Below are 19,262 nucleotides of genomic sequence, written 5' to 3' on the forward strand. Positions count from 1 at the left end.
ACAACTGGCTCTATTTTAGTTTTCACAATTAAAAACAAAAAAAAGAGACTTCTTTTAAGAAGCCTCTTTTTTATTAATAAGTCACTCGCTAAGCCTCTTTTATAAACAGGTATAACATTCTCCTTCCAAATTAAATAACTCTCCTACTTCATTTGGACTTAAAGTTCTTTTATACACTCTTAAATCATCAAGATGACCAACAAATCCTTCCCCTATAATATATCTATCTGAAGCTTGAGAACCAATATTTAGACTTGAGTTTTCATCGATATTTCTTTGTACACCATCTCTATATAGTCTAACGGTATTATCCGCATCTACTGTTAGTACTAGATGATGCCAATTGGTGTTTTCCCATGCTACATCTACTTCACCATTCCAGTCATTATCCCAAAGAGAAAAACTTGTATTATCTGCAAATAAAGGCGTATTTAAATCATAAACTCCCAATTGAAACCCTTGTGTTGCATTTCCTGGTGATCTAAAAAACAGTTCTAAATCTCCTGCCGTTGTATTTTGCATTTTAAACCATAAACTTATAGAAAAACTATCTCCTTGTATCAGTTGACTGTTTGTATTCACAGGGATTTCTAATGTATCATTTCCTGAAAAAGCTATAGCACATGAAGAATTCCCTGCTCTATCTTCTACAAATGTGTTGGTAACGTTTTCTGTATTAAAACCACTTATTAAATCGTGAGCTTCTTCTGCAAAAGGCATATATATAACCAAATCGTTTATTAAAACTTCTGGATTGTTACAATCTTGACAATCTTGCTCGAGCTCCAAAATGATTATATTACCTGAATTTGTTTCCTGACTAAAGATAAATGCATCTTCTTCACATCCCAAAAGCAACCATTCTCCATTTAATAAATCAAAAGAAGCCAATCCGCCAATAGTTAATGCATAACTAGAATTAGTTTCAATAAGCGTCCAAGAACCAACTTCTGTAACAGCAAGTTCTCCATTAACAATTACTTCTCCATTAGCTTCAAACAGTAAATAATTTTCATCTAAAATATTATCAGAAGCGTCATAAGTATATGCTTCTATCTCACATTGCAATAACAAGCCTTCTAATTCGGCAAGGTTTACATTACAATCTTCTATCGCATCATTTTCGCAATCCTGTTCTAACACTAAACTATTATTTTCATTAAAAAATTCAAATCTATCATCATCACATGAAATCATTTCCCAAACTAAATTTAAAGACGCATATGGTTCTAAATTAAACTCTAGGTTTAAAGAAGTAATATTGCTACCTGAAGACAAGCTCCAAGTTCCTGTAGTTACTAAATCACCAGTTACATCGTTGTAAATTTCTGCGGTTCCATCTTCTAAAAAGACAAAATGTTCTGCAACAAAAGTTGCATATAAGCTTGTAACATAATTCCAATGACATTCTATCAATGAAGACGCAATATATGCTTCAGCACAATCATCATCGTCATTCCAATCGTAATCATCATCTTCATCACAAGTATCTTCTGCAGCTTCAATGGCAGCTTCCATTTCTGCGTTGTTTTCTACAACAACGGTATCTCCGTTAGCTAACAACATGGTAACTGGGAAGTTTATACTAGCTAAAACGCCTCCTTCTAAATTTTCAATAAAAGTATATAAGGTTTCATCATCCTGTATGGTAACCGTATCTATAACCTGAAAAGCTGTATTATATATAGAAATGAAAATAGGAAATTGAAAATCGATACATTCCATATCATCATCTTCTTCATCTTCGTCATTACAATTCTCTATTTGTGCTTCTAATTCGGTTTGATTATTAATAACTAATTGGGTATAATTATTAAAAATAACCGTTATTGGAAACGTTATTTCTACGTCGTCGTCGTCATTTGAAAAAGCATCTAAAATAGACTCTAAAGCATCAAAGTCTGTAATACTTTCTATGGTTATTGTTACACCGTTTGCAGTAACGGTTACTGGCAAAGCAACCTCTAGACAATTGGCATAATCGATAATATTATCTATAGAACCATCATTAGAAGCAACATTACGCATTAAATTAGCCAAATTGGAATTTGGCGCAATCGTTTCTTCATTATCTGGGTCTGTAATCTCTACTACTTCTTCTTGACATGCCGAAAATAACAACAAAAAAAGCAAGGAGAAAAAAAAGAAAAATTTTAACTGGTTGGTTTTCATAATTAAGTTTTTTTATTAATAACTGTTTCTTTTCATAGCAACTTTTATGTGCCTTATACTACTATAACATCTTCGCTTAAAAAATTCCTACCTTGACTTTTAAAAAAAATTATTCCTACTTTGCAGAAACCTTTTTATCTATTAATGCAAAAGTCTTTAAACAATAATGTCTGTAATGAAAATCGTTTCAACGCCCTATTTAACAAATATGCTAAAGACTTGCATCACTTTTTGTATTATAAATTTGGGGATCATTTAAACCCTAAAGACAAAGTACAAGATGCTTTTATAAAACTTTGGCAAAATTGCAATACTGTTTCTCCTGAAAAAGCAAAAAGCTATTTATATACAGTAGCAAATAATTTAATGCTGAATGCCGTTGCACATCAAAAAGTAGTTTTAAAACATCAGAAAATAAAACCCTCAGAGCATTCTAATGAGTCGCCAGAATTTTTAATGGAAGAAAAGGAATACCGCAAAAAACTAGAAAATGCCATTGCTAATTTAACCGAAGCACAACGTGTTGCTTTTTTAATGAATCGTGTGGAAGGAAAACGATTTAAAGAAATTGCATCGCTTTTAGATATTAGCACCAAAGCAGTTGAAAAACGAATTTATGGTGCTTTAAAAAAATTACGAGAAGATATTGAAGAATTATGATTTCTGTTTTTACAGCAATAATAGTTTTAATTTCAAGGTAGGAATTTTTAACCCCTACTTGTTATATACTTGAATAGCATACAATGAATAAAGAAGAATTAATTTTAAAATGGTTAGATAACGATTTAAGTCCGAAAGAACTTCAAGCATTTGAAGCGCTTGAAGATTATGAGTCGTTAACTAAATTAGCCAAATACAGCAAAGGTTTTAAGGCTCCAGAGTTTGATACAGAGGCAGTTTTAGAAACCACCTTACGCGGTATAAATGCGAAAAAATCGACTACAAAGAAATGGTTTCAACCCATGCTAAAAGTCGCAGCTATTCTAGCTATTTGTTTGGGTATCTACTATTACACCACAACTTTAGACCATTCTTTTACTACAGATTTTGCTGAAAAATCGAGTATCGAGCTTCCTGATCATTCCTTGGTACATTTAAATGCAATTTCTAAAATTAGCTTCAATAAAAAGAATTGGAATACAAACAGAACCATTACTCTAGATGGCGAAGCTTTCTTTAAAGTGGAAAAAGGTAGCACCTTCCATGTAAAAACAGACGCAGGAACGATAACCGTTTTAGGTACTCAATTTAATGTAAAACAACGTGAAGATTATTTTGAAGTAGTTTGTTACGAAGGCAGCGTGCAAATAAATTACAATACCGGAAAGTCTATTTTAAAAGCTGGAGATTCTTTTTTAATATTAAATGGAAAAGTGACAACAGCTACAACTACTTTCGTCAAACAACCAGAATGGCTAAGCCATATTAGTGCTTTTTCAAGCGTACCTTTAAACAAGGTTTTAGAAGAATTTGAAAGACAATACCATGTGCAATTTGATACTACCAATATTGAAACCAATACCTTATATACAGGAAAATTTACACATAAAAACATAGACATTGCACTAAAATCGATTACGCAACCTTTACAATTAAGCTATACAAAAACAAACAAAACCATTATTTTATCGCGTGAATAAACCGCTAAAAATTGCGCTATTATTAATTTTCTTTTTTTTGGGTTACTTGACTGTTTTTTCACAAAACAAAAAGCTACCTCTAGCGCAAGTATTGACTATAATCGAGCAACAATTTAAAGTTAGTTTTTCTTATGCAGATAGCACGATTAAAGATATTGAAGTGTTTTTGGATAGCCATGAAAACTTAGAGGTTATTCTAACTGCTTTAGAAAAACAAACACAGTTAAAATTCAACAAATTAAACAACCAGTTTATCACTATTGCAAGACAAGAAGTGCAACCTTTTACCATTCAAAGGTTAGAAGAAGTAGTAATTACGAATTATTTAACCACAGGAATAAACAAAAACACTTCGGGAAGTATTACCATCAAACCAGAGAAATTTGGTATTTTACCAGGTCTAATAGAACCCGATGTGTTGCAAACCATCCAAGCGCTTCCTGGCGTTTTAAGTGTAGATGAAACGGTTTCTAATATTAATATTAGAGGCGGAACACACGACCAAAACCTCATACTTTGGGATGGTATTAAAATGTATCAATCTGGTCATTTTTTCGGACTTATCTCCGCATTTAATCCGTATTTAACCAACCAAGTAAATGTATCTAAAAACGGAACCTCAGCACAATATGGAGATGGTGTTTCTAGTGTTATCGATATGCAATTATCTAAAACCCTTCAAAATGATTTTAAAGCTGGAGCTGGTTTTAATTTAGTGCATGCCGATGGATACATAAAAACGCCAATTGGTAAACATGCAGAGCTACAACTTTCAGTAAGACGTTCGTTTACCGATTTTGTAACTGCTCCAACTTACAAGCAGTATTTTAAACGCATTTTTCAAGATTCGGATTTTGAAAGTAATCAGGAAGAACAAAACAATACTATATCTAAAAACGAAAACTTTTACTTTTATGATTTCTCAGGAAAATTGCTAGTAAACCTTTCTAAAAAAGACAAACTCCAAATTAGCTTTTTAACCATTCATAACAATTTAGATTACGAAGAGCAATCTACCATAAACAATGTTAATGAATCTTTAAACAGTAGCCTTATTCAGCGTAATTTGGCTAGTGGCATTAACTACACAAGAACATGGAGTTCTAAATTAACGTCTAACCTACACGCATCCATTTCTAACTATAAATTAGATGCCAAGAATTTTGACATTCTGAATAACCAACGTTTAATTCAAGAAAACAAAGTATTTGATAGCGCTATAAAACTAGACACAAAATGGGATGTTAATAAAAACACGAACCTTCAAATTGGCTATCAGTTTTTTGAAGTCGGCATTAGTAATTTAGAAAACGTTAATAATCCAGTATTTAGAAGTTATATCAAGGAAGTTATTAGAAGTCATTCTGCTTTCGCTGAAGGACAACTAATATCTAACAACAAAAACACCAATGCAAAAGCGGGAATACGATTTAATTTCATTCCAAAATTAGATGCCTTTTTAGCAGAACCAAGAATAAGTTTTAGCCAACGGTTTGCCAATCATTTTAGAGTAGAACTTCTTGGAGAATTTAAGAGTCAAACCTCCTCGCAAATCATTGATTTACAGGATGATTTTTTAGGAATAGAAAAACGTCGTTGGATTTTAGCAAACAACACCGATATTCCAATCATAAAAAGTAAACAAGCATCTTTAGGATTAAACTACAACAAGAATAAATTACTAATTAGTGCGGAAGTTTTTTATAAAGAAGTAGATGGTATCACCACCAGAAGCCAAGGCTTTCAAAACCAGTTTCAGTATGTAAAAGCAATAGGAGGCTATCAAGTAAAAGGAATTGATTTTTTAATTCATAAACAGTTTACCAATTTCAATACATGGTTAAGTTATTCGTATAGCAAAAACGATTACAGGTTTAAGAACTTGAATAACGAAAACCCTTTTCCTAATAATGCAGACATCCCACACGCTGTTAATTTTTCTAACACCTACACAGTAAACAAATTCCAGTTTGCCTTAGGTGTAAATTGGCATTCTGGAAAGCCTTATACCACACCTGACAACACCATTACAGCTGGTAAAATTAATTACAGTTTACCAAACAATAATTCTTTAAAAGATTATCTACGTGTCGATTTTTCGGCAACTAAAGATTTAAAAATTTCGGAAGGAATTCGTGCTAAAATTGGCGCTTCTGTTTGGAATCTTTTTAACACTAAAAACACGATTAACAGATACTATGTTTTAGATACAGATGACAACATTTCGAAAGTAGAAAACCAATCGTTAGGCATTACACCAAATTTAAGCTTTCGTTTGTATTTTTAGATTATAAATATTCTTGATACTGCATTACTCTAAAATCAAACGTATTAAATTTAGGATTACTTGCTTTAAGTTGTTTATATAGAGGCATACTGCCAATGGCTCTATTTGCAGATCCTGAGGAAGAAGTTAAAGAAACCGTTTTGATTATTCTTTCTTGCAAATAAAACTGATGCACTCTTGGCACTTCATTAGAAACTAAATTTAATTTTATATTATATTCTTTTATATGCTTTCTAAAAAAATATTCAGGTCCGTTTTTAGAGTTTCCACCAATAAACAAAAGAGTTTCAATGGTTGGGTGTTTTTTTAAATAGCCAATAATGTTTCGAAGTTTAATGTTTTGCATACCCAAATCAGAAGCATCTATTTTTTCACGTTCGCAGGATGCAACAATATCGCAAACCCCTATTTTATGCTGTATAAGAAAAGCTTTTCGTTCGTTAATAGCTGCTTGTGAATTATCATAACGTAAATTTAAATTATGAATTTTATCTAGATACAGCCACAACGAATTATAGTAACTCCCATAACAGAAATGCACGTCTTTTTCTAACAACTCACCAAGGCTAAATCTTGGTGGAGGAAGCGTGCCAACAATTAACTTTTTGGTGTCTTTTTGTATGAATGGCTGGTATGGATGTTTGTGTAAAAACACTATTCTTTTTTTATTTTATCTCCTATTTTTTTACCAATACTATAAGCAACTATAATAGCAAGTAATACAATAAGTATATTGCCAAAAATATAAAGCGTATATAGTAAAGTATTTTCTTTAGACTGAAAACAAAAACTAGGTATAAAACAGATTTTTGATGATTCTTCTGCCAAAAACGTTAATGAAAAACTAGAAATTAAAACAACTAGCAAGCTAATAATTATATATTGTAATGTGGAAAGCTGTTTTTTCTTAACACCTGTTGGCTTAAAAACATTTCGTTCTGCTTCTGTACGTTTGTTATTTTGTAATGACCAAACTACTTTTTTTTCTTCCGTACTCATTTTACTTTTTTTATAATTTCTTTGTTTATTATGCAAACAAAAGAATAGCGCGCCTATTTAGTTAAAAACCAATTAATATGTATGTATTAGTTTTTCTACTTCTGCAATAGTAGCACTATATTTATTTTTATTGGTTTTTGTCATGTTTTTAGATTCTGCAAAGATTTCATTTAAAATATCTTTTGCTTGTTCTGTTTTATTTTTAGCCTTTAAAAATTTTGCCAAAACCAAACGTTCCTGATAATTAGAATACCTTACATCAATTGCCTTTAATTGTGCTTCTGCCTCTTGGTCTTGACCTATTTTTTCTAACGCTAAGCCGTAAAGAAATTGTATTTTTGATTTTTTAAATTCAGGTTGATTCTCTATTTGTTTTGCATAGCGTACCACCACATTAAAATCTTCTGTTTTAGAATAAGATTTTATTAAACTACTAATAACATAAAAATCATGTTGGTGGTCTTTATCTAAAACTGCTTCATACTGTTTAATTGCATTTTTATAGTCTCCTATTTCATAATATGCATCTGCTAAATTCACATGATTTTGAAAGGTTTCTACAAATTCCAGCTTTTTTTCTAAGTCCTTTATTTTTTTGGTAGGATTAAGTATGGTAACAATTTCTTCAGATACTTTTTCGGCATCTTTTTTATTATACACTTGTGTTATTAAATAGATAGCACAACCAATAAGAGGCAAGAAGATTATTAAGAAAACCCAATAATACGCTCTTCTATTTTTAACAAGATGATAGATACAAAATGCTTGCAAGGCTACTATAAAATAAAAATACATAGATGTTAAATAATTTTTAAAGCTAAAAAAATGATACAAAAAATAATATAAATTTTGTATTTTAAATGTAATTGAAAATTTCCTACTTTAAGGAAGATAAAAAATTAAATATTTATGGGTAAAGGAGACAAAAAAACAAAACGTGGTAAAATACACAGAGGTACTTTTGGTGCGAGAAGACCAAGAATAAAAAAGCGTATAAAACCAGAAGCTAAGATAGATATTACTAAAAAGGCTAAAGCCTAGTCTTTACTTATTTTTTTAAACCAGCTAACAACAAGTTACTGTCTTTTCAGGTTATTTATTACCTAATAAACAGCAGTTCTTTTTCTGTTGACATTGCTTCACTAAAACCATAACCATCATAATTGAATCCTTTTAAATCTTCGATGGTTTTGGCATTTGTATCTATAATATACCTAGCCATTGCACCTCTTGCTTGCTTTGCAAAAAAGGATATTACTTTATACTTACCATTTTTTAAATCTTTAAAGTTTGCAGTAATTACTGGTACTTTTAATGCTTTTACGTCTACAGCTTTAAAATACTCGTTACTTGCCAGGTTTAAAAACAACTCACCTTCCTCCAGTTCTTCATTTAAAGCTTTTGTAACTTTCTTTTTCCAGAACTCATACAAATTTTTGTTTTTACCTATTGGCATTTTGGTTCCCATTTCTAATCTGTAGGCTTGTATTAAGTCTAATGGTTTTAGCACACCATACAGCCCAGAAAGGATACGAACGGTATCTTGTAAGGTGTCTAACTTATCTGTTGGAATTGTATTTGCATCTAAGCCTTTATACACATCACCAGAAAAAGTATATACTGCAGGTCTTGCGTTTTCTTTTGTAAAAGGCAGGTTCCATTCTTGATTACGCTCAAAATTAAGTTGCCCCAAATTATCTGAAATATGCATAAGCGTAGATAAGCTTTTTGCTGATTTTTTTTTAAGCAATTTATTTAAGCGTTCTGCTTCGTTTAAAAAAATAGCTTCTGTACTTTTTGTTGTTGGCAATTGGGTTTCAAAATCTAAAGATTTTGCTGGAGATATTACTAGTTTCATGGCGTATTTATTTTTATTTCCGTAAAAACGGAAGACACAACTTTTAATTAAAATTCTTTTTCTTATACCTCAAATTTACAACTTACTTCTTTACTTTTTAACTGATGTAAACTGAAATATTCTATACGAGTATAAGTGTTTATTATGAAATCTAATTTGCGTTAGTGATTGCAGTGGCATCCTTTTTTGAGGCACGAAAAAAAGATATAACGTAAAGCACGACACTACAAAGCTTTTGCGAAGTAGTGTAACGCCCAACTCAAACTTTATTTGGTTGGGCTTACTGTAATTAAAAGCCTAATTATCTACATGCTTGGCATAGTGTTTCCATTTTTCAATACATTGTTGCATATCTTCTGGAATTTCAGACTCAAAACGCATAAAAGCACCTGTTTTTGGGTGTACAAAGCCTAATGTTTTTGCATGCAGCGCTTGTCTTGGTAAGATTTTAAAACAGTTATCTACAAACTGTTTGTATTTGGTAAAAGTGGTACCTTTTAAAATAAGGTTTCCTCCGTAACGCTCATCATTAAATAGCGTATGCCCAATATGTTTCATGTGCACACGTATTTGGTGTGTTCTACCTGTTTCTAACTTGCAAGAAACCATTGTTATGTAGCCTAAACGCTCTAAAACTTTATAATGTGTTACTGCAGGCTTACCGTTATCTGCTTCATCACCAAGATAAACGGTATTTTGCAATCTGTTTTTTGGATGCCTACCAATATTACCTTCTATGGTACCTTCATCTTCTTCCATATTTCCCCAAACTAGTGCTACATATTCGCGCTCACTGGTTTTTTTGGCAAATTGGTTAGAAAGGTGCGCCATGGCTTCTTCGGTTTTTGCAACTACAAGAAGTCCGCTAGTATCTTTATCTATTCTATGCACCAATCCTGGACGCTCACTAGAATTGTTTGGCAGGTTATCAAACCTGTAAATAAGCGCATTTATTAGTGTGCCAGAATAATTACCATGACCAGGATGCACCACCATTCCTGCGGGTTTGTTTACTACAAGGAGGTCATCATCTTCATAAACCACATCTAAAGAAATATCTTCTCCTACCAATAGGTTTTCAAATGGAGGATGCTCAAACATCACACGAATTTGATCTAAAGGTTTTACCTTATAATTAGATTTTACAGGTTGGTCATTAACAAAGATATTTCCGTTTTTGGCAGCTGTTTGTATTTTATTTCGAATTGCGTTTTCAATTTTATTCATTAAATACTTATCAATTCGCAAAGGCGCCTGCCCTTTATCTACAGTAAAGGCATGATGCTCATACAAGTCATCTTGTTCATTCTGGTTTTCTGGTGTGTAGTCTTCTATCATTATTAATTTTGTCTTTCGACTTCGCTTAAAATAAGCTTAATTGTTATTTTGTAATCGTTTATACGGAAAGATTATGGTCTTTTTCCGTTTCCTAAAACTACATCTATTATAGAGGTTTTTGGTAGTAAATCTCCAGCGTTAATTTTTTCGCCTTTAAAAGTTAAACGTACCACCTCATCTTTTCCTAAATAATCTACATACGTTATTTTACCAATAGAAAAACCTAAGGCTTCTAACATTGGTTTTGCTTGCCTGAATGTACGCTCTCTTAAATCTGGCACTTGTATTTTACGGTATCCAGAAGGATTTAATGTTATATAAATTTTACGATCTTTTTTTACTTTTTCGCCAGAAGGAGGGTCTTGATCTATTACAGAAAATTTTGGGTAATTAGGATTATAATTAGCAGAATCTTGAATTTGCATTACCAAATTATTTGATTTCAAATCTATTTCTGCTACTTCTATAGACTTCCCTTTTAGTTCTGGAACAGTTTCAAAACTACCATGATTGGTAGTATAACTTAACCATCTTAACACAAGAAAAGTTAGTACTACTATAGCTAAAACGGCTAAGCCAAGTTGCTTTAAAAATGTTTTACTTGCAATAAATTTAACGATACTCATGATCTTATTTTAGATAGGCAAATATATAAAAACAGAACTGTTTTTACTTTTGATTAATTAATGATATTTTAGCTTAACTAAATTTAATACCATTTTAGTATAAATTAATAAAGGTTTCTGCATGCTCAGAAATTAAAAAAGTATGACCAACAAAAAAAATATTGCCATTATTATGGGAGGATATTCTAGCGAATATGAAATCTCATTAAAAAGCGGAAACGTAGTTTATGAGCTGCTTGACGCTAATAAATATAACGCTTACAGAATTCACATTTTTAAAAACAAATGGGTTTATGTAGATGCAAACGATGCTGAATTTACAATAGACAAAAACGATTTTTCTGTTACTATAGCAAAGCAGAAAATTACTTTTGATTGTGTTTTTAACGCCATACATGGTGCTCCTGGAGAAGATGGTTATATGCAAGCGTATTTTAAATTACTTAATATACCTCAAACCAGTTGTGGTATGTACCAAGCGAGTATTACTTATAATAAAAGAGACTGTTTAAGTATTTTAAAACCTTACGGAATTAAAACCGCTGAAAGTTTTTATATCAACTTAGGTGACGCAACAAATGAAGATGCCATTATTAAAAAAGTAGGATTACCTTGTTTTGTTAAAGCAAACAAAGCAGGTAGTAGTTTTGGTATTAGCAAAGTATATAAAAAGGAAGACTTACAGAGCGCTATAGACATTGCCTTTAAAGAAGATGATGAAATTATTATAGAGTCTTTTTTAGATGGCACCGAAGTTTCTGTTGGTGTAATTACCTATAAAGGAAAAACCAAAGTATTACCAATTACAGAGATTGTACCTAATAATGATTTCTTTGATTATAAAGCAAAGTATTTAGGCGAATCGCAAGAAATCACTCCTGCTAGATTAACAAAAGAACAAGAAGAAAAAGTGAATACTATTGCTAAAAAAGTGTATGAAATTTTAAAAATGAAAGGTTTTAGCAGAAGTGAATTTATTTTTAAAGATGGAGAACCTCATTTACTAGAAGTAAACACAGTTCCTGGTTTAACTAGACAAAGTATTTTACCACAACAAGCTGCTGTTGCAGGAATAACACTGCCTGAATTATTTAACAATGCTATTGAAGAAGCTTTAAAATAAGAAGCTATTTACAGCAGCATTAAGCCGCTTATAAATAATTATATTTGATAATAGAAATTCTCCCTTAGAGGGAATAAAATAAATTACACGGTAAACACCTAAACAACAAGTTTAAAACTTTTAGGTTTACAGAATTTAAAAATAAATATGAAACGAGCACTTTTTCCAGGATCTTTTGACCCTATAACAAATGGCCATTATGATATTATAAAACGCGGTGTAAAACTTTTTGACGAAGTTATAGTTGCTATTGGTGTAAACTCTGAAAAAAAATACATGTTTTCTTTAGAAGACAGAAAACGCTTTTTAGAAGAAGCCTTTAAAGACGAACCAAAAGTAAAAGTAGTTACTTATAAAGGTTTAACCATAGATTTTTGTAAAGAAATAAAAGCCCAATTTATACTTCGTGGTTTACGTAATCCTGCCGATTTTGAATTTGAAAAAGCTATTGCGCATACCAACAGAAAATTATCTAAAATAGAAACTGTTTTTCTATTAACCGCTGCAAGAACATCATTTATAAGTTCTAGTATTGTTAGAGAAGTTATAAGAAATAATGGCGATTATACTGTTTTAGTACCTGACAGCGTTAGAGTTAAACAGTAAGTACTTTGTTTTTAGAAAAAATAGCTTCATGTAAGGTTACTACAAAAACTGACTTATTAAAAGGTTTTAATATATAGCCATCCATACCTTGTTGTTTTATTTTTTCTTCTACATCATCTATAAATGCTGCAGTTAAAGCAACAATAGGAATTTCTGTATTAAATTCTCTTATAATTTTTGTGGTTTCATATCCATCTAATTGTGGCATATGTAAATCCATTAACACACAGTCAAAAGATTCTTTTTTAATTAACGTTATAGCCTTTTGTCCAGAATCTACGGTTGAAGATTTTATATTTAAATGATCTACTACTTTTCTTGTTACTAGTTGATTAATTTTATTATCATCAACTATTAAGACGCGCTTACCTTCAATTTCCTTTAATTGCTTACTTTGTAAATCATTTAATTTACTGGTTTCTTTTCCTTTATTAAATTTTAAATCAAAATAGAATGTACTACCTTTTCCTTCTTCGCTTTCTATTTTTATTTCACCTCCCATTGCTTTAAGAATTTCCTTTACAATAGACAAACCTAAACCTGTTCCTCGATATGATTTTTCAATTTTAGCATGTTCTTGATAGAAATTTTCAAATATTAGACTTTGTTTTTCCTTTGCTATACCAAGACCTGTATCTATTACTTCAAAATGAATTTTCACATCATTAGCACTCTCTTTAATCATTTTAGCAGTTACAGTGATAGTGCCATTATTAGTAAATTTTGTAGCATTAGAAATTAAATTAATAAAGACCTGTGTTAACTTTAAAGCATCTCCTACAAGCTCTTTTGGTATTGTATCATCATAATCTAAACAAATCTCATTATTACTTTCGTTCAAGGCAAACTCGATACTATCAATAGTATTAGAAATAATATCTTTTAAATAGAATTTTGTTTGTTCAATTTTAATGGTTTCTGAATCCATTTTATTGAGCTCTAAAACATTATTAATTAAGGATAATAATTGATTTCCAGAGAACTGAAGAGACTCTAAATATTCTTTATGTTGCACCTTAAGATCTTCTTTTTGCAACAGGTTTGACAACTCAATAACAGCATATAAAGGGGTTCTTAACTCGTGACTAATTTCTGAATAAAAATCACTTTTAACTTTAGATAAATTTTCTGCCACATCTCGAGCTAATTGTAACTGTTTATTCTTTTTTATAGTCCAATAGGTAGTTAAAATTAATAGCGCTATTAAGATACAAAGAAGCGCCATAAATTGGTTATATTTTACCAATTGTGCTTCTTTAATGTTTTTTTCTTTGGTTAAATAGCTAAGTTTTTCTTCGCTTTCTTTTACTTTATACCTTGCCTCTATGGTTTTAGCTAGAGACATATTATCTATAGTATTAATAGAATCTCTAATTTCAATATATTTACCCATCATATTAAGAGCTTCTTTATAATCTCCATCCTCTGTATACAACTTTGTTTTTTTACTATAGATACCTTCAATAGCACGTAAATACTTTTCATTACTAGCTAAATCTAATGCCTTTTGAAAATAGATTTCAGAGGCATCAAACTGTTTTAATTTATGCAAAGCATAAGCGTAACTTAGAAAAATCTGCACAAAAACATGGTCCTTTTTTTCGTCTAAGCCCAGTTTTTTAGAAGTATGAATAGCTTTATTTAAATAGGCCAATCCCTTTTTATAATTACCAGAATACTCAATTAAATTTTTAGCTATATTAACTTTGGGGTAAATTATATATTTATGGGGTTTATTACTTAATCTGGAAACATCAATTGCTTGTTGATAGGCATTATTGGCTTCTTCAATTAAGCCAAAATCTTCATAAGTCACTCCAATATCATTATATATAACAACAATACTCAATGTGTCTTTTGCTTTTATAAAGTAATCGAGTGCTTGAAAAGAATATTGAAAAGCTTTGTCTTTATCCTTTAATTCTGCATATGAAAACGCTAAACCATTAAGTGTTTTTCCTATAAGCTTATATCTTTTTGAATCCTCTAAATATTCAAGAGTTTGCTTTGCTAATGCAACAGCTTTACCATACTCACTCTTATTATTTAAGTCATTGACGCGTAAGAGCACATCATTAATTGAATCAGCTTCTTTATCAGATATATCTTGTGCTTGAAGTAATAAAGGCGTAGTTACAAGAAGTAATACTGCAAATAATACACGTTTCATAGGTTAAATTTATGGCATACAATATAACAAACCTATAAAACATAAGAATAGATTAACACAATAAAAACATACTTTTCAATAAAATTTATATAGAAATCCGTTTTTATTACAATTTATACTCAGAAAGTGGTTTTGGGAAATCTTCTGGATTTGCAGCTAAATGATATCTTGGATCCTCTATATCCTCAACAATAACATCTCTAAATTTAGGGCTAGATTTATACAGTAATAACTTACAATCTTCGCTTAAATGCTTTAGCTTAATACTTTTTCCTTCTGCTTCATATTTTCCTACTAAATTAAAAATAGCTTCAATAGCAGAATGATCACTAACACGAGACTCTACAAAATCTATTTCTACTTTTTCAGGATCATTTTTTACATCAAACTTATCATTAAAGGCTAAAATGCTTCCAAAGAAAAGAGGTCCCCAAATCTCGTATACCTTGGTACCATCTTCTTTAACACGTTTTCTTGCTCTAATTTTCTTAGCATTTTCCCAAGCAAAAACTAAGGCCGAAATTATTACACCTACAAATACTGCAACCGCTAAATCTACAAACACTGTTACTAAAGATACGGTTATAAGTACCACTGCATCAGACATTGGTATTTTCTTTAAAATTCTAAAGCTAGACCAAGCAAAGGTTTCAATAACCATCATGAACATAACACCAACTAAAGCTGCTATTGGCACCATTTCTATTAATTTATCTGCAAATAAAATAAACGACAATAAGGTAACAGCCATCATTATACCAGACAATCTTCCTCTTCCTCCTGCATTAATATTAATTACCGTTTGGCCAATCATACCACAACCACCTGTACCTCCAAACAAACCAGAAACAATATTTCCTGCTCCTTGTGCAACACATTCTCTATTTCCATTTCCTCTAGTTTCTGTTAACTCATCTACTAAATTCATGGTCATTAAAGTTTCTATCAAACCAACCGAAGCTGCTAAAAACGCAGGCAATGCAATAAACTTTAAGGTATCTAAATTAAAAGGTAATTTTTCCCAAAGTTCCATATTAGGTGTAGGAAACTCCCCTTTTAAACCAGTTCCTCCTCCTTCAATAATATAAGAACCTACAGTAGAAACATCCATATTAAAGCCAATAACAATAAGACTCGTTACCAAAATAGCGGTTAATGCTGCTGGTAATTTTTTAGTAATTTTTGGTAAACCCCAAATAATCCCCATAGTTAACAACACTAAACCAATCATAGTATACAATTCTGCCCCTTGCATGTATGTGCTAACATATTCTTTTACACCTGCAGCCGAAACTTGTAAGGATTTATGCGAAAACATTTTTACCTGAGCCATAAAAATAACAATAGACAAACCGTTAACAAACCCCATCATTACTGGATGCGGAATTAAACGTACAAAGCGTCCTAATTTAAAAACTCCTGCAAATATTTGAATGATTCCCATGAGCACCACACAAGCCATTAGGTAGAAAAAACCCATATTTTCAATAGGAGTATCCATTAGCATTCCTTTGGTGTGCCCATCTGCAATCATAGTTACAAATATAACAGCAACTGCACCTGCTGCACCAGAAATTAAACCTGGTCTTCCTCCAAAAATAGCGGTAATTATTCCTATTATAAATGCTCCAGACAAAGCCATTAAAGGATCTATTTGCGCTACAAACGCAAATGCTACTACTTCTGGTATCATTGCTAGAGAAACTGTAATTCCTGCTAAAACGTCATCCTTTGCATTAGGAACTATTTTTCTTATAAACTCTGTCATGTCTTTACTTTTGAAACAGCAAAAGTAAAGTTAATTAACAGAAACGCAAGAGCATATTGCTATATTTGTCCTTTAACAATCTACTAAAACGTTTGAAGATGAAGAAAATATTTTTCTTATTCATTTTAATTACAGCATGTAAAACCGAAAAAAGAGACTCTAATTTTAATTTTACCACTATTTTTGAAAAAAGCCAAGGCACCGAAACAGCAACCTATCCTGAAGTAATACAATATTATACAGAGTTAGCCAAAGCTTTTCCTGAAGTTACTATAGAAGCTATAGGCGAAACAGATGCTGGTAAACCGTTACATATTGTTACATGGAATCCTGAAAAGAATTTTAATTTTCAGGAAATAAGAAAAAACAAGCAAATTCTATTCATTAATAATGGTATTCATCCAGGAGAAAGTGATGGTATTGATGCAACCATGCTATTATTTAGAGACCTTGTAAACAGAAAAATAGAAATACCAAAAAACACCGTTTTAGTAACCATACCTGTTTATAATGTTGGTGGTAGCTTAAATAGAAACAGCACCACAAGAACCAACCAAAACGGCCCAAAAGCATATGGTTTTAGAGGAAATGCCAGAAATTATGATTTAAACAGAGATTTTATTAAGAGTGATACCAAAAACGCTAAAACCTTTGCTGAAATATTTCACAAAGTACAACCTGATGTTTTTATAGATAACCATGTAAGTAATGGAGCTGATTACCAATATACATTAACCCATTTATTTACACAGCACAACAAACTTGGTGGTGATTTAGGAAACTATTTACACACCAATATGATGCCTAATTTAGAAGAAAAACTTGCAGCTAAAAATTGGGATATCACTCCTTATGTTAATGTATTTAATACGGTTCCAGAAACTGGTTTTAGTCAATTTATGGATTCACCAAGATATTCTACTGGTTACACAACACTGTTTAACACATTAGGAATGATGGTAGAAACACACATGCTAAAACCATACAAACAGCGTGTAGAAGGAACTTATGAGTTAATGAAAAGTATGCTTGAAATTACGGAAACTGAAGGTAAAAACATTAAAGCGCTTCGTACAAATGCGAATCAAAAATTACTCGCGAATAAAACCTACCCTTTAAACTGGAAAGTAGACACAACTAAAGCTTCGGCATTACACTTTAAAGGTTTTGAAGGAAAAAGAATTGCAAGTACTGTAACAGGAAAAGATAGATTAAAGTTTAACAATACAAAACCGTTTACTAAAGAAGTACGTTATCAGAATTATTTTAAACCAACAGATAGCGTTACTATTCCTAGAGCCTATATCATTCCTCAAGGATGGTGGCATGTGATGGATTTATTACAAGCAAATCAAGTAGAAATTACGGAATTAAAAAACGATACCATTATAGAAGTCGAATCGTATAAAATAGATGCTTTTGAAACAAGAAAACAAGCGTACGAAGGACATTATCCTCATTATAATACTTCGGTAAAATCCTCTACTAAAAACATTACATTTCAAAAAGGGGATTATATTATTAATACAAATCAAAGAGCGCTTCGTTATTTATTAGAAACTTTAGAACCACAAGCGCCAGATTCTTTCTTTAACTGGAATTTTTTCGATACTATTTTACAACAAAAAGAACATTTTTCACCTTATGTTTGGGAAGATAAAGCTAAAGCTCTTTTAGCAAGAAACCCTAAATTGCAAATTGCTTTTAATACCAAAAAATCTTATAATAAAGATTTTGCTAATAATTGGTATGCACAATTAGATTGGCTACATAAACAGAGTGAAAACTATGAAAAAGCACATTTACAATACCCTGTTTACCGTATAGAATAAAAATAGAAAGAGCCGTTGTACATATTAACAACGACTCTTTCAAAAGTAACTAAACAATTAAACTTACTTATTGACTTGTATTTTTTTAACTACAGTCCTGTAATCTGATTGTAGCCTCATTAAATACATTCCATTTTGTAAGGCACTAACATTTAATTTTTCTTTTCCATCATTTGCTGTATTAATTGTTCCATTACTAATTAATCTTCCGCTCATATCTAATAAAGTATAGCGCATTACTTCATTATCAAATAAGACAATATCCATATTTAAATTATTCATTACTGGGTTTGGATACATTTTTATTTCTGTATTGTTTTGAATATAATCCTTTTTAAAAGTCTCAAAACTGTTATAAGTATCTACAAAAGCATTTACTGTTTTACTATCGTCTATTCCAGTTTTATGATAGTAATTAAAGAAATAACAAAACCATCTATTACCAATTACAAGGTTTATTGCTCCATGTACATCCAGAGATGCACAAATATTGTTATCGCCTATAATATTTAACACATCAAAACCTGTTGTAGATCCTGGCAAAACCACACTTAAATCTAAGGTATCTGGATTATATACTAAACTATGTATACGATAAAAACCAGAGTTAGTTACATTAAATTCAGGAGTCGCTGAAACACCTATTATAGTTAAAGAAAAAGCTTCGGTTAAAACAAATAGCTGTTGGTATCCTTCAGGTATATTCGCTGCTTCATTTTGCATTGCATTTATAGTTGCCTCACCAGAACTTAAACAACTAATTGGGCTACTACTATACATGGTACCTGCAGAAGCTGCACAAACATCTATTTCACTTACCACTATTGCTGCTCCTGCTACATC

General features: G+C 31.1%; 17 protein-coding genes. 7 read left to right on the forward strand and 10 right to left on the reverse strand.

Features of this window, described 5'->3' with window-relative positions; genetic code table 11:
- Positions 1-99: 99 nt before the first annotated feature.
- The gene (locus KO494_RS15785; RefSeq protein WP_215968589.1) at positions 100-2,172 is read right to left on the reverse strand and encodes a LamG domain-containing protein; all 2,073 of its coding nucleotides are present in this window, start codon (positions 2,170-2,172) and stop codon (positions 100-102) included.
- A gap of 144 nt (positions 2,173-2,316) precedes the next feature.
- Here KO494_RS15785 and KO494_RS15790 point away from each other — a divergent pair, with 144 nt between their 5' ends.
- The 3 genes from KO494_RS15790 to KO494_RS15800 all read left to right on the forward strand — a co-directional run bounded on the left by KO494_RS15790 (position 2,317) and on the right by KO494_RS15800 (position 6,099).
- Positions 2,317-2,832, forward strand: coding sequence for an RNA polymerase sigma factor (locus KO494_RS15790; protein ID WP_215968590.1), 516 nt, complete (start codon positions 2,317-2,319; stop codon positions 2,830-2,832).
- An 83-nt stretch (positions 2,833-2,915) separates the two neighbouring features.
- Entirely contained in the window at positions 2,916-3,812 is an 897-nt protein-coding gene (locus KO494_RS15795) for a FecR family protein (RefSeq protein ID WP_215968591.1), read from the forward strand.
- Positions 3,805-6,099: a TonB-dependent siderophore receptor gene (locus tag KO494_RS15800; protein ID WP_215968592.1), complete on the forward strand. Its 2,295-nt coding sequence runs from the start codon at positions 3,805-3,807 to the stop codon at positions 6,097-6,099. The genes KO494_RS15795 and KO494_RS15800 overlap by 8 nt, the downstream gene beginning before the upstream one ends.
- A gap of 1 nt (position 6,100) precedes the next feature.
- Here the strand turns inward: KO494_RS15800 and KO494_RS15805 are convergent, their stop codons facing one another.
- The 3 genes from KO494_RS15805 to KO494_RS15815 form a co-directional block, all read right to left on the reverse strand.
- Complete coding sequence (locus KO494_RS15805) at positions 6,101-6,754, reverse strand: uracil-DNA glycosylase family protein (protein ID WP_215968593.1); 654 nt, start codon at positions 6,752-6,754, stop codon at positions 6,101-6,103.
- A complete protein-coding gene (locus KO494_RS15810; RefSeq protein ID WP_215968594.1) occupies positions 6,754-7,098 on the reverse strand; it encodes a hypothetical protein in 345 nt (114 codons plus the stop codon). Before KO494_RS15810 ends, KO494_RS15805 begins: the two co-directional genes overlap by 1 nt.
- Positions 7,099-7,170: 72 nt before the next feature.
- Entirely contained in the window at positions 7,171-7,893 is a 723-nt protein-coding gene (locus KO494_RS15815) for a TRAFs-binding domain-containing protein (protein WP_215968595.1), read from the reverse strand.
- A 114-nt stretch (positions 7,894-8,007) separates the two neighbouring features.
- Between KO494_RS15815 and KO494_RS15820 the strand changes: the two genes are divergently transcribed.
- Complete coding sequence (locus KO494_RS15820; RefSeq protein ID WP_215968596.1) at positions 8,008-8,139, forward strand: 30S ribosomal protein THX; 132 nt, start codon at positions 8,008-8,010, stop codon at positions 8,137-8,139.
- Between the two features lie 58 nt (positions 8,140-8,197).
- On the opposite strand, the gene yaaA is transcribed toward KO494_RS15820, so the two are convergent.
- From yaaA to KO494_RS15835, 3 genes are all read right to left on the reverse strand, one after another.
- Positions 8,198-8,956 carry a peroxide stress protein YaaA gene (gene yaaA, locus KO494_RS15825; protein WP_215968597.1) on the reverse strand — a complete coding sequence of 253 codons (759 nt, stop codon included), beginning with the start codon at positions 8,954-8,956 and terminating at the stop codon, positions 8,198-8,200.
- A 297-nt stretch (positions 8,957-9,253) separates the two neighbouring features.
- A complete protein-coding gene (locus KO494_RS15830) occupies positions 9,254-10,294 on the reverse strand; it encodes an RluA family pseudouridine synthase (RefSeq protein WP_215968598.1) in 1,041 nt (346 codons plus the stop codon).
- Between the two features lie 71 nt (positions 10,295-10,365).
- On the reverse strand, positions 10,366-10,920 hold the full coding sequence (locus KO494_RS15835; protein ID WP_215968599.1) for a PASTA domain-containing protein: 555 nt from the start codon (positions 10,918-10,920) through the stop codon (positions 10,366-10,368).
- 142 nt (positions 10,921-11,062) lie between these two features.
- On the opposite strand from KO494_RS15835, the gene KO494_RS15840 reads away from it, so the two are divergent.
- Positions 11,063-12,043: a D-alanine--D-alanine ligase gene (locus KO494_RS15840; protein WP_215968600.1), complete on the forward strand. Its 981-nt coding sequence runs from the start codon at positions 11,063-11,065 to the stop codon at positions 12,041-12,043.
- A gap of 147 nt (positions 12,044-12,190) precedes the next feature.
- Positions 12,191-12,649 carry a pantetheine-phosphate adenylyltransferase gene (gene coaD / locus KO494_RS15845; protein WP_215968601.1) on the forward strand — a complete coding sequence of 153 codons (459 nt, stop codon included), beginning with the start codon at positions 12,191-12,193 and terminating at the stop codon, positions 12,647-12,649.
- Here coaD and KO494_RS15850 read toward each other — a convergent pair.
- On the reverse strand, positions 12,639-14,819 hold the full coding sequence (locus KO494_RS15850; RefSeq protein ID WP_215968602.1) for an ATP-binding protein: 2,181 nt from the start codon (positions 14,817-14,819) through the stop codon (positions 12,639-12,641). The two genes, coaD and KO494_RS15850, sit on opposite strands and share 11 nt — an antisense overlap.
- Positions 14,820-14,925: 106 nt before the next feature.
- Positions 14,926-16,587: a SulP family inorganic anion transporter gene (locus KO494_RS15855; RefSeq protein WP_215968603.1), complete on the reverse strand. Its 1,662-nt coding sequence runs from the start codon at positions 16,585-16,587 to the stop codon at positions 14,926-14,928.
- Between the two features lie 98 nt (positions 16,588-16,685).
- Between KO494_RS15855 and KO494_RS15860 the strand changes: the two genes are divergently transcribed.
- On the forward strand, positions 16,686-18,419 hold the full coding sequence (locus tag KO494_RS15860) for a M14 family metallopeptidase (RefSeq protein ID WP_215968604.1): 1,734 nt from the start codon (positions 16,686-16,688) through the stop codon (positions 18,417-18,419).
- A 63-nt stretch (positions 18,420-18,482) separates the two neighbouring features.
- Here the strand turns inward: KO494_RS15860 and KO494_RS15865 are convergent.
- Positions 18,483-19,262, reverse strand: a 780-nt coding sequence (locus KO494_RS15865) for a T9SS type A sorting domain-containing protein (RefSeq protein WP_215968605.1), incomplete at its 5' end; no start/stop codon positions are given.

This window comes from Lacinutrix sp. C3R15, assembly GCF_018860825.1.
GTDB lineage: Bacteria > Bacteroidota > Bacteroidia > Flavobacteriales > Flavobacteriaceae > Oceanihabitans.

Coding starts and splice junctions, on each gene's coding strand:
- KO494_RS15820 (WP_215968596.1), top strand. CDS start 8,008: ATGGGTAAAGGAGACAAAAAAACAAAACGTGGTAAAATACACAGAGGT.
- KO494_RS15850 (WP_215968602.1), bottom strand. CDS start 14,819: ATGAAACGTGTATTATTTGCAGTATTACTTCTTGTAACTACGCCTTTA.
- KO494_RS15785 (WP_215968589.1), bottom strand. CDS start 2,172: ATGAAAACCAACCAGTTAAAATTTTTCTTTTTTTTCTCCTTGCTTTTT.
- KO494_RS15830 (WP_215968598.1), bottom strand. CDS start 10,294: ATGATAGAAGACTACACACCAGAAAACCAGAATGAACAAGATGACTTG.
- KO494_RS15810 (WP_215968594.1), bottom strand. CDS start 7,098: ATGAGTACGGAAGAAAAAAAAGTAGTTTGGTCATTACAAAATAACAAA.
- KO494_RS15790 (WP_215968590.1), top strand. CDS start 2,317: ATGCAAAAGTCTTTAAACAATAATGTCTGTAATGAAAATCGTTTCAAC.
- KO494_RS15840 (WP_215968600.1), top strand. CDS start 11,063: ATGACCAACAAAAAAAATATTGCCATTATTATGGGAGGATATTCTAGC.
- KO494_RS15835 (WP_215968599.1), bottom strand. CDS start 10,920: ATGAGTATCGTTAAATTTATTGCAAGTAAAACATTTTTAAAGCAACTT.
- KO494_RS15815 (WP_215968595.1), bottom strand. CDS start 7,893: ATGTATTTTTATTTTATAGTAGCCTTGCAAGCATTTTGTATCTATCAT.
- KO494_RS15860 (WP_215968604.1), top strand. CDS start 16,686: ATGAAGAAAATATTTTTCTTATTCATTTTAATTACAGCATGTAAAACC.
- KO494_RS15795 (WP_215968591.1), top strand. CDS start 2,916: ATGAATAAAGAAGAATTAATTTTAAAATGGTTAGATAACGATTTAAGT.
- yaaA (WP_215968597.1), bottom strand. CDS start 8,956: ATGAAACTAGTAATATCTCCAGCAAAATCTTTAGATTTTGAAACCCAA.
- KO494_RS15855 (WP_215968603.1), bottom strand. CDS start 16,587: ATGACAGAGTTTATAAGAAAAATAGTTCCTAATGCAAAGGATGACGTT.
- coaD (WP_215968601.1), top strand. CDS start 12,191: ATGAAACGAGCACTTTTTCCAGGATCTTTTGACCCTATAACAAATGGC.